This window comes from Pontibacter rugosus, from assembly GCF_042678745.1.
Classification (GTDB): Bacteria; Bacteroidota; Bacteroidia; order Cytophagales; family Hymenobacteraceae; genus Pontibacter; species Pontibacter rugosus.
Genome location: NZ_JBHTLD010000136.1, coordinates 1 through 14,136, shown reverse-complemented (window position 1 = coordinate 14,136; position 14,136 = coordinate 1). Strand labels below are relative to the sequence as shown.

At 45.2% G+C, this 14,136-nt stretch carries 11 protein-coding genes; 4 read left to right on the top strand and 7 right to left on the bottom strand.

Features of this window, described 5'->3' with window-relative positions:
• Positions 1-132: 132 nt before the first annotated feature.
• On the bottom strand, positions 133-2,574 hold the full coding sequence (gene tamL, locus ACFQ2O_RS14270) for a translocation and assembly module lipoprotein TamL (protein WP_377528786.1): 2,442 nt from the start codon (positions 2,572-2,574) through the stop codon (positions 133-135).
• A gap of 14 nt (positions 2,575-2,588) precedes the next feature.
• Here tamL and ACFQ2O_RS14265 point away from each other — a divergent pair, with 14 nt between their 5' ends.
• Entirely contained in the window at positions 2,589-3,338 is a 750-nt protein-coding gene (locus ACFQ2O_RS14265) for a TrmH family RNA methyltransferase (protein WP_377528784.1), read from the top strand.
• Positions 3,339-3,390: 52 nt separating this feature from the next.
• Here ACFQ2O_RS14265 and ACFQ2O_RS14260 read toward each other — a convergent pair whose 3' ends face one another.
• From ACFQ2O_RS14260 to ACFQ2O_RS14245, 4 genes are all read right to left on the bottom strand, one after another.
• Entirely contained in the window at positions 3,391-4,509 is a 1,119-nt protein-coding gene (locus ACFQ2O_RS14260; protein WP_377528782.1) for an outer membrane beta-barrel protein, read from the bottom strand.
• Positions 4,510-4,520: 11 nt separating this feature from the next.
• Entirely contained in the window at positions 4,521-5,456 is a 936-nt protein-coding gene (locus ACFQ2O_RS14255) for a hypothetical protein (RefSeq protein ID WP_377528779.1), read from the bottom strand.
• A gap of 12 nt (positions 5,457-5,468) precedes the next feature.
• The gene (locus ACFQ2O_RS14250; RefSeq protein ID WP_377528777.1) at positions 5,469-6,005 is read right to left on the bottom strand and encodes an RNA polymerase sigma factor; all 537 of its coding nucleotides are present in this window, start codon (positions 6,003-6,005) and stop codon (positions 5,469-5,471) included.
• A 488-nt stretch (positions 6,006-6,493) separates the two neighbouring features.
• Positions 6,494-7,213: an arylesterase gene (locus tag ACFQ2O_RS14245; protein WP_377528775.1), complete on the bottom strand. Its 720-nt coding sequence runs from the start codon at positions 7,211-7,213 to the stop codon at positions 6,494-6,496.
• Between the two features lie 150 nt (positions 7,214-7,363).
• On the opposite strand from ACFQ2O_RS14245, the gene ACFQ2O_RS14240 reads away from it, so the two are divergent.
• From ACFQ2O_RS14240 to ACFQ2O_RS14230, 3 genes are all read left to right on the top strand, one after another.
• Positions 7,364-8,074 (top strand): ABC transporter ATP-binding protein, encoded by a 711-nt coding sequence (locus ACFQ2O_RS14240; protein ID WP_377528773.1) that lies wholly within the window; start codon positions 7,364-7,366, stop codon positions 8,072-8,074.
• A 112-nt stretch (positions 8,075-8,186) separates the two neighbouring features.
• Positions 8,187-10,766, top strand: a complete 2,580-nt coding sequence (locus tag ACFQ2O_RS14235) for an ABC transporter permease (RefSeq protein ID WP_377528770.1) — start codon at positions 8,187-8,189, stop codon at positions 10,764-10,766.
• Positions 10,767-10,936: 170 nt separating this feature from the next.
• A complete protein-coding gene (locus ACFQ2O_RS14230) occupies positions 10,937-11,767 on the top strand; it encodes an SDR family NAD(P)-dependent oxidoreductase (protein ID WP_377528768.1) in 831 nt (276 codons plus the stop codon).
• 213 nt (positions 11,768-11,980) lie between these two features.
• On the opposite strand, the gene ACFQ2O_RS14225 is transcribed toward ACFQ2O_RS14230, so the two are convergent.
• Positions 11,981-12,343 (bottom strand): CoA-binding protein, encoded by a 363-nt coding sequence (locus tag ACFQ2O_RS14225; RefSeq protein ID WP_377528766.1) that lies wholly within the window; start codon positions 12,341-12,343, stop codon positions 11,981-11,983.
• Positions 12,344-12,506: 163 nt separating this feature from the next.
• Positions 12,507-14,087, bottom strand: coding sequence for an NAD(P)/FAD-dependent oxidoreductase (locus tag ACFQ2O_RS14220; RefSeq protein WP_377528764.1), 1,581 nt, complete (start codon positions 14,085-14,087; stop codon positions 12,507-12,509).
• Positions 14,088-14,136: the final 49 nt, after the last annotated feature.

The following is a 14,136-nucleotide window of genomic DNA, read 5'->3' as shown; positions in this document are numbered from 1 at the left end:
CATTGAAACATATTCTCAATTATAGAAAGCTTCAGATATAGCTAAGAATTAAGCACAAAAACATTTTAAGAATTTAATAATTGAAACTGCTTACCAGCATAACCAACTTCAATTCGAGGAAAAGGCTAGTAATTAGAATGGATAGCCAATACCGATCTGCAAGGTGCTTTGATTATTACGGTTCAAAAAATTACTTAAATTAAAGTTAGGTAGCACAAACTTATCGCCTCCATAATTAGCAGGGTCATATACTTTGGTAGCAAAATCGAAGCGTAATATCAACACTGCAAGGTCAAAGCGTATACCGAACCCTGTACCTACAGCGATTTCACGGTAAAAACGGTTAAACTGGAAATCAGCACCTGGCTTAGATGCATCTTGCCTTAGCAACCACACGTTACCAGCATCCACAAATAAAGCTCCGTTGATAAAGCTGAACATATTAAACCGGTACTCAACATTACCTTCCAGCAGCACTTCACCAGGTTGCTCAACCCTATAGTCACGCGCTAGTTTTAACTCCCCTTCAGAATTAAAATCTGCTCTTAACGGAGCGTAAGATCCTAAACCTAGCCGACGTGATTGCCACGCCCGCACACTTGAGGCACCACCACCGAAAAAGAATTTCTCGTAAGGCAGAATGTTGCTGCCAAGTATAGGAGACACAACGCCTGTATTTATCCTATATACAAAATAACGCTGGCCACCTAAGGGTATGTAGCGGCGGTAATCCGGATTTATACGTGCATATTGGTAAGTGCGCAGGTTATTTACATCCAGCTGCAGTCCGAGCTCTTTAGTTAAGCCGCCCAATTCAACAGCTGTTCTGAAATACTTCGCATTACGGGTTTGGGTAAAATCATTGGTGTTGAAAATGAAATTAAACCCTATAAATGAGATGATACCATCATCGAAACTCTCTAATAAAGAGCGGCTGCCTGTACTGTTATTTGCCAACCTGCTTCTAAAGACTTCATCCAGAATATCTCCCTGCACAATATTAAGGTTGATAGGAGAGAAGATGAATTGCATGATGGGCGGTTGCAGCGGGTTCCGTGAGCGTTGCCAGATATAATCTATCCCTGATTCGTAAATAGAGCGGCTGTATTCCTGCCGATCCTCGCTGGTATAACCAGCGTAGACACGTGTACGTGGGTTATATTCAGATAAAAGGTTCTTGTTCGTGAACGGCAGCAGGATAACTGGAAAAGAAAGTGCTGCATTGGCCCCAAACTCCTTAATCAAAACTGTCTCGTTCTGATCTGATAAGCTTACCTGATACTCCAGGCCACCGCGTATTCCTAAGTCAAGGTTTTCGGCACCTCCAAAAACGTTTCTGATGCGAAGGCTTAGACTCGAAAAGGGACCTGGTTTGCGCTCTGTAAAATTTATACCTAACTCTGCCGTTTCCTGAAACTTCTTAGCTGGCAGGGCATTAATAAGCGCGTTCAGTTGATATGTAGAATCCACTGGAGATGCTACTTTACTGTAGAGCACGTTGTTGAACTGAAACACATCCAGGTCAGATAGTTTGCGTTGTGTGGTAGAGGTCCTTAACTGGCTATACCGCTGGCCCGGATACACATCTATTTTCTTGTCCAGAATTTCGGTGGAGTAGCGCTGGTTATAAGCCACATAAGCCACTCCATCATAATAAACTGTATCTCTTGGAATGCCAAAGCGATCCTGATCTGTTTTGAAATATACATCTTTTATCGTGTATACTTTATGTGCAGAATCCTGCTCCGGATTTTGAATAATAGTCGTTATACGGGCTGTATTTTCAGCAAAGCTCGTATCCACTTCAAATTCGATATAGGCGCGGGCAAACTCGTAATAGCCACGGTTTTTTAGCAATTGGTAAAGCCTGTCACGCTCGGCTGTTAACTTATCTTCATCGTATCGCTCACCTATTTTCAATTCAGAGCGATTTTGTGTAGTCTCTACTATTCGCTTAATGCGCGGGTCTTTTACATCAAAGCTAAGCTGCGAGTATAAGTATGGTTCATTCTCCTGAATAGAAAGATCAACATAAACCAGTTTCTCGTTCTTAACCGTTGTTCTAAAATTGCTCCGATGGTTAAAGTAACCTTTGGAATTAAGGTAAATATCGACCTGATCCAGGGTTTTCTCCATCAGCGTGGAGTCATAAACAGCAGGTGGTTCTCCTAGTTGCATCAGAAAGTTGCCGTTCTTCTTTTTGTCTTTCAGGTTTTCGATGCGGCTGTTGAACCTGTCGCGCAGCTTTACTATTTTAGAGGAATCAGCACCAGCCTCCGCTACTCTACGCTTCAGCTTTAGCTGCTGCTTCTCTATCTTTGACTGAATTTCGAGGGGATCATAAAATTTCTTTCCGAAATAATAGAGCGCCAGATAGGGAGTAGAGCCCAACACCATACGGTTAGGTTCCTGTTGGTAAAGGTTCTGAATAGCAGCCGGATCTACATGCTCCAGCCCCTGCGGCTCAATGTTTACAAGCAACTTTTCGTTCTCAGCCAGATACTTGGTGGGAATGCAGGCATTTATCCCTACCATTGCAATAATCAGGGCAGATATGTATAATCGTGATCTCAAAAGTTAACAGAGCTATGTTGTCGAAAGCAGTCGTAAAGTATATTAAATCGTTGCAAGTAAAAAAATACCGCAGCCAACACCAAGCCTTTGTGGTGGAGGGAGGTAAAAGTGTGCTTGAGCTACTGCAAGCTAAGTCCTTTCAGCTGCAATACCTCTATGTAACGGAGACTTTTGAGAAAGAACATGCCGCTATACTTTCTAAAGACTATACTTATACTGTAGTTAAAGAAGAAGAGCTGGTGAAAGCCGGTTCTTTTGCCAGCAATAACGCTGCACTTGCCGTAGCAGGTATGCGCCACATGCCCGATTTACAGCTATGCAATGAAGATTTTGTAATCGCGCTGGACGATATACGCGACCCCGGAAATCTTGGAACGATCATACGCATTGCTGATTGGTATGGCATCGATAAAATTATATGCTCTGAAACCTGCGCCGATTTTTACAACCCAAAGGTGATAGCAGCTACCATGGGCTCCTTTACTCGCACCAAAGTATATTACCTAGATCTGCCGGCATGGCTACAGGAGCACACCGATAAGTATAAAATTTACGGTGCTGCCCTGAGCGGGGATAACCTACACCAGATGACACTACAGCCACAGGGTATCATAGTGCTAGGTAACGAAGCAAATGGCATAAGGCCAGAGGTGGCTGCCCAGGTAAACCAGCTCATTAAAATACCTGCTTTCGGGCATGCGGAGTCACTGAATGTAGCTACTGCAACAGCCATAATCATTGATAATTTTAAGCGTAACAGCTAAATAAAAAAGGAGCTCATAAAGCTCCTTTTTTGTCTCACCTTAATATTCTACCTTAGAAGAACAGACGGAAGCCGAAGCTTGCCACATTTGTCTGCGGTCCTTTATTTTCTTCGAAAAGATCGTTCATGTTATACTTGGCAAAGAGGTTGAGGCTGCCATACCCAATCACTCCTTCAGCACCGTACATGAAATCTGATAAGTTGAAGTTGTCACGATCTTTGTCTTTATCACCATTATACTTGAGTTTGGTGTGGCTACCTAATCTATAACCTACAAACGGACCAGCACCAAGTGTAAAACCGTCTTTTCCGTTTTCACGCTTAAACTGTAGCATGGCCATCAGGGGAACGTTCACGGAAGAGTGTGTCAGTTTAGACTTTTCAAAGTTCATGTCTGGCATTTCGGTAAACTGCGTCACACCATCAACTTCCTGCACTACAATGTTGTCTTCAAACATGTAGTTGTTAAAGGCGAACTCAAGGCCTGATACAATGTGGAAAGGACTTTTTCGGCCACCTATTTGCGAGTTTAATCTCCAGTTAAGGCTTACGTAGCGGGAGCCCCAAGGCTTCAGGTCAGGAAGTTCAGCTGTCTCAGTAAAGGCATTGAAGCCAAGATCCATATCAAAGCCAAAGCGAACGGCCTTGTAGTCTTTCTCAGCATCCGCTATTTTAATACTGTCGCGCTCCTGTTTGGTCGGCACATCCACATTAACCCGTGTTTTTCCGCCATCTTCCTCCACATCAACTTTAATTTTGAAGTTCTTGTTGAGGATCACTTCATGGGTTTCTTTGTTTACCTGCCCTGTTTTTGGGTCTTGTTCTTGCACAGTAATAGTTACCTGCTCTGACTGCCCATCTTCAGCAGCCGACTTGTTAAAAGTAACCGTCATCTCCTTAGATTCTTTATTGGAGTTTTCCATTTTATCTACGCGTTCCACATACTTTGTCAGTTCGCGCATCAGCGAGTCGAGGCTGTAGTTCTGGAAAGCCTGTAGTTGCTGTATGTTATCGAGGTGCAAAATCATTTTGGCACCATTGGCCATTTTCACTATGATAGTGTCCTGTTCCGCTGTTTGAAGGCGTTGCTTCAGGGTGTTTCCGCCTTTGGCAGACGCACTGGTAGCGGCGGCCATGAAAATGGCCATTACGAGTAGCAGTATTCTTTTCATGTTAAAGAGTATTAGAGATTGATCACTTTAGATATTTTCTGTTTACCGATCTGTGTCTCGAGGGCAACCCGATCGGCACGGATGCCTAACTCCGATAGTTCCATTCCATCGCCAGCGGCCAGGCTGCGCACCTGCTTGAAGATGTTCTTGGCTAGCTTTACTTTGTTGTTAGGTACATCAGGAGCACTGGTTTCCTCCGCCATGGCAGTTTGAGAGGCTACAGCGCGCTTGATTACGATTTCAACAGGTTCAGCATTCAAGTTAGCGTTGGTTTTGGCAACAGCCAGGGCAGATGGTATGGCAGCGTTTGTGTTTGAAACTGGTACCGTATGCTCTACTATTGCTGGAGATTCAGGAGTTTTATTAGAGGCGATGGCCTGCTGCGCATCAGCCTGTGTAGGCGCTTTAGTAAGGTTTGCTATTACCTCGGCTTTTTGCTGTACAGCCTTTGGTGTTGCTTTGGCAATGGCTTTTCCTGTTTCAAGTTCCTTTGTAATGTTAGATGCAGGTGTCTGCTGTTCGGTTGCCTGAGCCGCAGATTTTTTTTCAGTTTCTGTATCGCTGCTCTCAACCGGCTGTTGATAGGCAATACCACCTACAGTTTCTTCAGGAGCCGAGGGCACTACAACAGATTGCTCCGGTTGCATCACATCATGTTTTGTAAGGCCGTTATTGATTTCCGGAGTGCCTGTATTGATGTTATAAAACACGACACTAACCGCAAGCAGCAATGAAAGCGTGGCAGCTATAGAAGAATACATCCACATTATGCTTCGTTTCTTTACCTGAGGCTCCGCAACAGCTGTTTTCTCATCCTGCACTATGCCCATTACAGGCTTTTCGTCCTCCATACGTTCCTGCAGGCGTGCCCACATATCAGCGGGAGGCGTTGGCGCATTATTTCCTAAGCGCTCCTTAAAAATCTTATCTATATCTTCTGGTCTCATGTGTCTTTATACTTATAAATTGGCAACAACCTCTTTACCTGTCAGCTTGCGTTGCAACATGGCGCGTGCCTTGCTTAGCTGAGACTTTGATGTTCCTTCCGTTATACCTAGCATTTCGGCTATCTCTTTATGCGAATATCCTTCGATGGCGTAAAGGTTAAAAACGGCTCGATATCCGGCTGGCAAAGTTCTCAGTAGCTCCAGCAGTTCGCCTTCAGCCAGGTTTTGATCTGCACCACCTGTACTGGCAACCTGGATGTAACTTTCTTCTATACCCATGTGCAGTGGCTCTTTTTTGCGAAGAAAGGTAAGCGCTTCGTTTACCATGATACGACGTACCCAACCCTCAAAACTTCCTTTTGCTTCGAAACGATCAACGTTTTTGTAGATTTTCATAAAGCCGTTCAAGAGTGCTTCTTCCGCATCCATTTCGTTTTTAAGGTAGCGCATGCACACACCGTACATTTGCGAGGCGTAGCGCTCATACACAAGCTTCTGAGCCTTTGCGTCTGCCTGCTGGCAACCTGCTATCAATTCTGCTTCTGTCACGCGTGTAAAAGTTTATGCTATATCGCCTCGTTTTGTAGTCAAATGGAGCTTGTGTTTTGCTCTTTAACCTTTAGATGCAAGGTGCCTGCCTGAAGGTTGCCTGGAGAAAACTAAATTTTCATCTTTTTTTTGAAACGGCCAATCCATTAGCTATAAAACACTGGACATCAGCCACACATTTTTTTAAATAGAACAGCCAGACTGCAAACCATGGCATAGCTACAATAGAGCACAGCTTTAGAAACGAATTGAATGAAGCAGTAAATATTTACCTAGGTTAGAGGAGTTGAAAAATAAGAATACTGCTACTAGTGAGCAGGCTGGGGATTGGACATAATAAAAGCGGCTCCCTTATAGGAAGCCGCTTTTATATTTTTTGAAAATCAAATTTTCAACTTTTAGCCATACACAATTACGCCAATGCCTATATAAAGTTGTACGGTCACTAAAAAAAACTGAAAAAACTTTTCAACTTCCATATCGAAAGCTTAGGATGATGCCTCTTGCTTTAGCACAGGCTGCAGCACCGACCAAACATTCTTAGCTACAATTTTCTGGCCTTCTACCGTAGGGTGAATTCCATCTTCCAGGTTCAGTTTTGGTTGGCCGGCTACTCCTTCTAACAGGAATGGTATTAGTGCCACATTTTCTTCTTCGGCAATGCGGGAGTAAACTTCGCTGAACTGATTAGCATATTTCTGCCCCATACTTGGCGGTATCTGCATGCCTGCCAGCACAATTTTCACATCTGGATACTTGGCTCTTACTTTAGCGATGATAGCTTTAAGGTTGGCGTAAGTTTCTTCAGTATCTATGCCGCGCAAGCCATCGTTGGCTCCAAGTTCCAGCACAAACACATCCACAGGTTGCTTCAGCAGCCAATCGATGCGGCTTTTGCCACCGGCAGTTGTTTCGCCGCTAACGCCAGCATTGATCACTTTATAAGGCAGGTCCAGCGAATCTATGCGGTGCTGAATGAGCGCCGGGAAAGCCTGATCTGGCTCAAGACCATAGCCAGCAGTTAGACTATTACCAAAAAAGAGGATAGTTTGAGTCTCTTGCTTACTTGCTTTTTTGCTTTCCGCATTTGTTGTCGCTGTAGTTGCTTGCTCGGTCTCTGTACCGTTTGCCGTGTCAGCCTCGCTGCACCCGTACAAGGACAACAGGGCCACTAGGCCGTAAGCTAAAAATTGTTTCTTTATCATCATCAATCACTTTATTTCCTAAATTTATACTTGGTCAACACCAAAACCATAACGGTATGTACTAGTTAATTGGTTTTAAACCCAATAGCTGCATACTTCTTGCTGTACTATACGTTCAGAAAATGTTTAAACACCTTATTTCTACTAATCACTGTGCCTACCATACTTGATATTCAAAACCTAGAGAAGACCTACAACAGCGGCGATCGGCACTTAACGGTGCTACAAGGTATAAATTTTTCGCTTCAGGCTGGGGATGTCTGTGCCATCGTTGGTCCTTCGGGCAGCGGTAAAACTACGTTGCTCGGCCTTTGCGCTGGCCTCGACCGCGCCTCGACTGGCTCCGTTATACTTAACGGCATTAAGTTAGATAACTTATCAGAAGACGAGCGGGCACAGGTGCGCAACCAGTATGTCGGCTTCATCTTTCAAAACTTTCAACTGATTCCGACGCTCACGGCACTTGAAAACGTGATGGTTCCTATGGAGCTGCGTGGGGAGCGTAATGTACAGAAACAGGCGATGGAGCTATTAGGAAGGGTAGGGCTGGCCGAGCGCCACGATCATTACCCGAACCAGCTCTCTGGTGGAGAGCAGCAGCGTGTGTCGCTGGCAAGGGCTTTCTCTAACAAGCCCGCTATACTTTTTGCAGATGAGCCAACTGGCAACCTGGATGAGGAAACAGGCGAACGCGTAGAAAAACTGCTCTTTGACTTAAACCGGGAATCAGGAACTACGCTAGTGCTGGTAACGCATGACCTTGAGCTGGCAGAAAAAACAGACAGAATAATTCGCATCAAAGGCGGTATGCTGGTTTCCGATCAGGTGACTTCATCCGTTTTGAATAAAGAATATAATGAGTAATACTCAATGAGTAATCCTTAATGACCAATATCAAGTTGATAGCATCTTTGGTCATTAGTTCGTTGCCTTCAACAATTATTCATCAGCCGTTACCCATTCATCATTCAGAACTATGTCTGACGTAATTATCCATCCTGAAAAGAAAAGAAACCTAAACCTGCCCTGGCTTTTAAAAATGGCCTGGCGCGATAGCCGCCGAAACCGTGGAAGGCTGGCGCTCTTCATTTCATCTATTGTCTTAGGCATAGCTGCACTGGTGGCTATCAATTCCTTTGCGGACAACCTTCGGAACGATATCAACAACCAGGCAAAATCACTGATAGGAGCAGACCTGGTAGTAGCGGCTAATAAAGAAATTGAGCCGGACATGCAACTACTACTGGATTCGATCGCTGTTGGTGGAGAACGCTCTGATGAAGTGCGGTTTGTTTCGATGGTATTGTTTAAAGCATCTGGTGGTACGCGCCTGGTGCAGGTAAGAGCACTTGAAAAAGGCGGCTTTCCATACTACGGCGAAATAGAATCAGAACCACAGGAAGCCAGCACCACCTTCCGTAGCGGAGGAAGGCAAGCCCTGGTAGATCAGACGCTGCTCCTGCAGTACAACACCAAGCCCGGAGATTCCATCAAAATAGGAAACCAAACTTTCGAGATTGCCGGAGCTCTGAAAAAGATTCCAGGTCAAACAGCCATGACAGCTACTGTTGCCCCGGCAGTATACATACCGCGTAATTATTTAGAGGAAACCGGCCTGCTGCAGCGAGGCAGCCGCATTAGTTACTATCACTACTATAAACTGCCTGCCAGCACAGATGCAGATGCCCTGGTAAAAAAGTTGGAGCCGCGCCTGGAGGAAGCAGGCTTTGGATATGACACCATTAAGAGTCGTAAAGAGAGTACAGGAGAAGCTTATGAAAACCTGGCCCGCTTTCTGGCTTTAGTCGGCTTTGTAGCCTTGCTCTTAGGTTGTGTAGGAGTGGCAAGTGCTGTGCACGTATACATTCGAGAGAAACTTCTTTCTATCGGGGTGCTGCGCTGCCTGGGTATGAGCGGCACACAAGCTTTCCTGGTGTTCCTTTTCCAGGTGATGGCTATGGGGTTAATTGGTTCTGTTATCGGAGCCATACTTGGCAGCTTGATTCAGTTATACTTGCCCGAGCTTTTTAAAACTTTTTTACCGGTTGATGTTACGGTAGCCGTATCCTGGTCAGCTATATTTCAAGGCATTGCCATTGGCTTAATTGTATCGGTGCTTTTTGCCTTGTTACCGTTGCTGAACATTCGGAAGGTTTCGCCGCTTATTACCCTGAGAGGAAATGTAGAGCAGAAAACTGATTATAAGGATAAGCTGCGCCTGGGCGTTTACGTGCTCATTGTCGGCTTTATCTTCGTCTTTTCATACTTTCAGTTAGGTACCTGGTTGCAGGCGGTTTCTTTTACAGGAGGTGTTTTTGCTGGTTTTGTAGTGCTGGCCCTAATTGCATGGGGAATGATGTGGCTGGTGAAGCGATTCTTCCCGGTAAGCTGGGGCTATGTGTGGCGCCAGAGCCTGGCGAACCTATACCGCCCAAACAACCAGACCTTGCTGCTGACAGTATCTATCGGTTTAGGAACGGCACTCATTGCCACTCTCTTTCTGATGCAGCGCCTGTTGCTGAGCGAAGTAGCTTTTGCCGGCACCGAAAATCAGCCCAACATGGTACTTTTTGATATTCAAAATGCCCAAAAAGAAGAAGTTGCCGATTTTACCAGAAGTCAGGGATTGCCTGTGTTACAATACGTACCTGTCGTGACCATGCGCCTCGAAGAGATGAACGGATTAGTAGCTGCTGACGTACGCGCAGACACCACCCTTGAAATACCTGATTGGGCTTTTACACGCGAGTACCGAGTAACATACCGTGACTCTTTGATAGACTCCGAGAAGAGCGTGGCAGGAGATTGGCAAGGCACAGTAAAAGATGCCAGCAAACCTATACCTGTCTCTTTAGAAGAAAAATACGCAGAGCGCCTGAAGGTAGCACTGGGGGATACGATGATCTTTAACGTGCAGGGAGCATTGGTGCCAACCATTGTGAGCAACCTGCGGGAAGTGGAGTGGAACCGCGTGCAGAGTAATTTCTTGGTGGTATTTCCGAAAGGAGTGCTGGAAGATGCCCCGCAGTTCCACGTACTCATGACTCGCACTAAATCAAACGAGCAATCGGCACTTTTTCAGCAAACAATGGTGCGGCAGTTTCCTAATGTATCGGCTATCGATCTGGGACTTATACTTGAAACGCTTGATGACATACTCGGCAAGATTTCCTTTGTCATTCGATTTATGGCTCTTTTCAGCATCACCACAGGCCTGTTGGTGCTCATCGGATCCATCAACAACAGCAAATACCAACGCATACAGGAAAGTGTACTGCTCCGTACGCTTGGTGCCAGCCGTAAACAGATTCTAAGTATAAATGCCTTCGAGTACCTCTTATTAGGAGCCCTTGCCGCAGGAACAGGTGTTATACTTGCTGTAGGCGCAAGTTGGGCATTGGCCGTGTATAGTTTTGAAGTGGCGTTTGTGCCTGATTTTTCCCCGCTGCTGCCGGTGTTCCTCGGAATAACTATACTTACTGTATTTATTGGCATGCTCAATAGCAGAAGCATTCTGAGCAGACCTCCTCTGGAGGTACTCCGAAGAGAAGCTTAATCCTAACAGCAGCGCCTCAGCTTAATAGCTGAGGCGCTGCTGTTATGCGAAGAGTTACTTTTTAGAAAGTTATACTTTACAAGTGTAAGGCAGTACCTTATATCAGGCAACCTAAACATGGCTGCACTGGTACACCTAATAAGTATAGTGACTAGACCAACAAATTAACTATGAGAACAATGAAGGAAGATAATAAAGGAAAAACAGTTTTGATCACGGGTGCCTCCAATGGCTTCGGGATGGAGTTTGCCAAACTTTTTGCCAAAGACGGCTACAATCTTATTTTGGTAGCACGAAGCACAGAAAGATTGAAAAAATTGGGTTATGAGCTACAAGATGAGCATGAACTAGAGCATGTGTGCATCATCACCGCAGATTTAAGCCGCTCTGGTGCTGCAGAGGAAGTATACGAGGAAGTAAGAAAGAGTGGCATTACAGTGGATGTGCTGGTAAATAATGCCGGTGCAGGGGTACATGGTTACTTTTACGAAACAGACCTGGAGCGAGAAAAAGCGATCATGCAACTGAATAACTTTACGCCGGTAGAACTGACAAAGCTGTTTTTACAGGATATGAAAATCCGTAACAGTGGCAAAATTCTGAATGTCGCTTCTGTTGTTTCATTTATGCCTTCGCCATTAATGGCAATTTATGGTGCAACCAAAGCATTCATGATGTCATTCTCCGAAGCATTATCAGAAGAACTGAAAGACACTGGCATTACTGTAACTGTACTTTGCCCGGGAGCAAGTAACACGATGTTCTTCAGGAGAGCAGGAGCAGCCCATACCCGCGCCGCCAACGGAAGCCTGTCTGAACCGGAAGCGGTAGCAAAAGATGGTTATGCAGCTTTGATGAACGGAGATACCAGAAAGGTGTCAGGTTTTATGAATCAGGTACAGACTGTAGTATCAGGTGTGGTACCTGATAGCGCCATGGCCTCTACTATGCGCCACATGATGGAAGAAGAAACAGAAGAATCTGCAGAAGACAAGGATTAAAAAGAAGTATATATTGAAAATGTAAATGCACTGTAGTAGCCGGGAAGACCGGTGGCTGCAGTGCATTTATACTTTATACCTTAATTTAAAACAAATAAGGGACCTTCAAAAAGGTCCCTTATTCATAAAGCATAGACAACAAATGCCATCTGCTCTTTAGGCTTTTATATACGAGATGCTAAAGAAGAAGTTTAACATCTCGTATATAAATTTTTAGTAGCTGTCAGAAGCTAACATTACCAAAGTACAGTGATGCAACGTTTCGATATTAGCATCCTGCGCCATCTGTTCTAACTCTCTGTTTTCTGTTCCAGGGTTAAAAATTATACGTTTAGGCTTCATGTTCAGGATGTAATCATACCACACCGGCTGGTTCTGCGGCCCTACATATAAAGTAAGTGTATCTACATTTTCGATCACTTCGCTTTTATCTGTGATGATTTGTTTACCACCTACTTCAGCATTCTTGATACCTACCGGAACAACTTCGTGTCCGCTTGCCTGCAACCGGTAAACAGCTTTGTATGCATAACGAGTAGGATTATCAGATGCTCCCAATACAACTGTCTTTTTCATATCGTTGGTTTGTCTAAATTCAACTTCATTTCACCTTATTGTACTTCTGTCAGCCTCAAAAGTTAGTTTATACTGTGAGCTACAAAGGCGGCGGGTGCAAAAAAGCCTGCTGAAATACATTCCCAGCAGGCTTCAGCAAAATTCGAAATATGCTTATAAAAGCTTACGCCACTGCTACACCAGCCTTGCGTGCTGCCATTTCAGCACAACGCTCCCCGTCCATGGCTGCCGACACAATGCCACCGGCATAGCCAGCGCCTTCGCCACAAGGAAAGAAGCGTTTTACCTGCACATGCTCCAGTGTCTCACGATCACGCGGAACACGAACAGGAGAGGAGGTGCGGCTTTCTACCCCGACAATCTGAGCTTCATTAGATAAATAGCCACGCATTTTGTTTCCGAACGCTTTAAAGCCTTCCCGCAAGCGGTATGCCATATCTTCAGAGAAAAGTCTGTTCATATCCACTGAGACTAACCCTGGCTGATAGGATGTTTCAAGAAGCTTGTTGCTTTCTTTACGATTTGTGAAATCAAGCAACAATTGAGCGGGAGCTGCCTGCGTACCACCTGCCATCTCACAAGCTTTTCGCTCTAATTCCTGCTGCATGCGCAAACCTGCTAATGGGCCGTACTTGTCTAATTCCATATCCTCCAGCTCAACGGCCACCACAATGCCTGAATTAGAGAAACGGGAGTCACGGCGGCTCGGCGACATGCCATTAACCACCACTTCGCCTGGAGCTGTGGCAGATGGCACAATAAAGCCACCGGGGCACATACAAAAGGAGAAAATACCACGCTGCTTGTTGTTATAGTGCGTCTGATGTACTAATGCATAGGAAGAAGCAGGTAAATAAGGTCCGCGATCTTCACACCTGTACTGTATACTATCTATCAGCCGCTGCTGGTGCTCTACACGCACGCCCATGGCAAAGGGTTTAGCCTCTATTAGAATGTTTTTTGCGTGAAGCAGCTCAAAGATGTCGCGGGCGCTATGGCCTGTAGCCAGAATAACAGATTCCCCATCGTATTCCTTTCCGTCCTGCGTTACTACGCCACGCATCTCACCTTGGGCTAAGATAAAGTCAGTAACCCGGGTATCAAAAAGCACTTCACCTCCAGCACCTCGAACTGTCTCGCGTATGGCTTCAATGATCTTCGGCAGTTTATTAGTGCCAATGTGCGGATGAGCATCAAACAGAATATCAGGTGTAGCGCCATGCTGCACAAATATCTGAAGGATACGCTGCAGATCGCCACGTTTTTTAGAGCGTGTATATAGTTTACCGTCAGAGTAAGTACCAGCACCACCTTCACCAAAGCAGTAGTTAGAGTCTGTGTTGACAGTATGGTCTTTATTGATGGCAGCAAGATCTCTGCGGCGGCTACGTACATCTTTTCCCCGCTCCAGCACTACTGGCTTTAACCCAAGCTCAATACAGCGCAAGGCGGCAAACAAACCAGCAGGGCCTGCACCAACTATGATCACCTGCTTCGCATTGGCTACATCAGGGTAAGTATAAGTAGGAGAGATGACATCAGCAGGAGGCGTATCTAAGTAAACATCTGCCCGCACACGCACCTGGGGTAGTCGGCCTCGTGCATCGATTGAACGCTTAACACGATGCAGAAACTGCACGTCTTCCGGCTTTACTTTGGCGGACTTCAAGATTTCATTATCCAGTTGCTGCGCATCAAACGCCAGCTCTGGAGGGAGCAATAGCTCCAGTTCTTTCTTTCTCATTAGTAGATGGGTAAGGGATTTATCCTTAAACCTTTTGTTTATGTTATTT

Bases quoted from the DNA above. Each gene is read 5' to 3' on its own strand.
- ACFQ2O_RS14265 (WP_377528784.1), top strand. From the start codon at position 2,589: ATGTTGTCGAAAGCAGTCGTAAAGTATATTAAATCGTTGCAAGTAAAA.
- ACFQ2O_RS14260 (WP_377528782.1), bottom strand. From the start codon at position 4,509: ATGAAAAGAATACTGCTACTCGTAATGGCCATTTTCATGGCCGCCGCT.
- ACFQ2O_RS14255 (WP_377528779.1), bottom strand. From the start codon at position 5,456: ATGAGACCAGAAGATATAGATAAGATTTTTAAGGAGCGCTTAGGAAAT.
- ACFQ2O_RS14245 (WP_377528775.1), bottom strand. From the start codon at position 7,213: ATGATGATAAAGAAACAATTTTTAGCTTACGGCCTAGTGGCCCTGTTG.
- ACFQ2O_RS14235 (WP_377528770.1), top strand. From the start codon at position 8,187: ATGTCTGACGTAATTATCCATCCTGAAAAGAAAAGAAACCTAAACCTG.
- ACFQ2O_RS14230 (WP_377528768.1), top strand. From the start codon at position 10,937: ATGAGAACAATGAAGGAAGATAATAAAGGAAAAACAGTTTTGATCACG.
- ACFQ2O_RS14225 (WP_377528766.1), bottom strand. From the start codon at position 12,343: ATGAAAAAGACAGTTGTATTGGGAGCATCTGATAATCCTACTCGTTAT.
- ACFQ2O_RS14220 (WP_377528764.1), bottom strand. From the start codon at position 14,087: ATGAGAAAGAAAGAACTGGAGCTATTGCTCCCTCCAGAGCTGGCGTTT.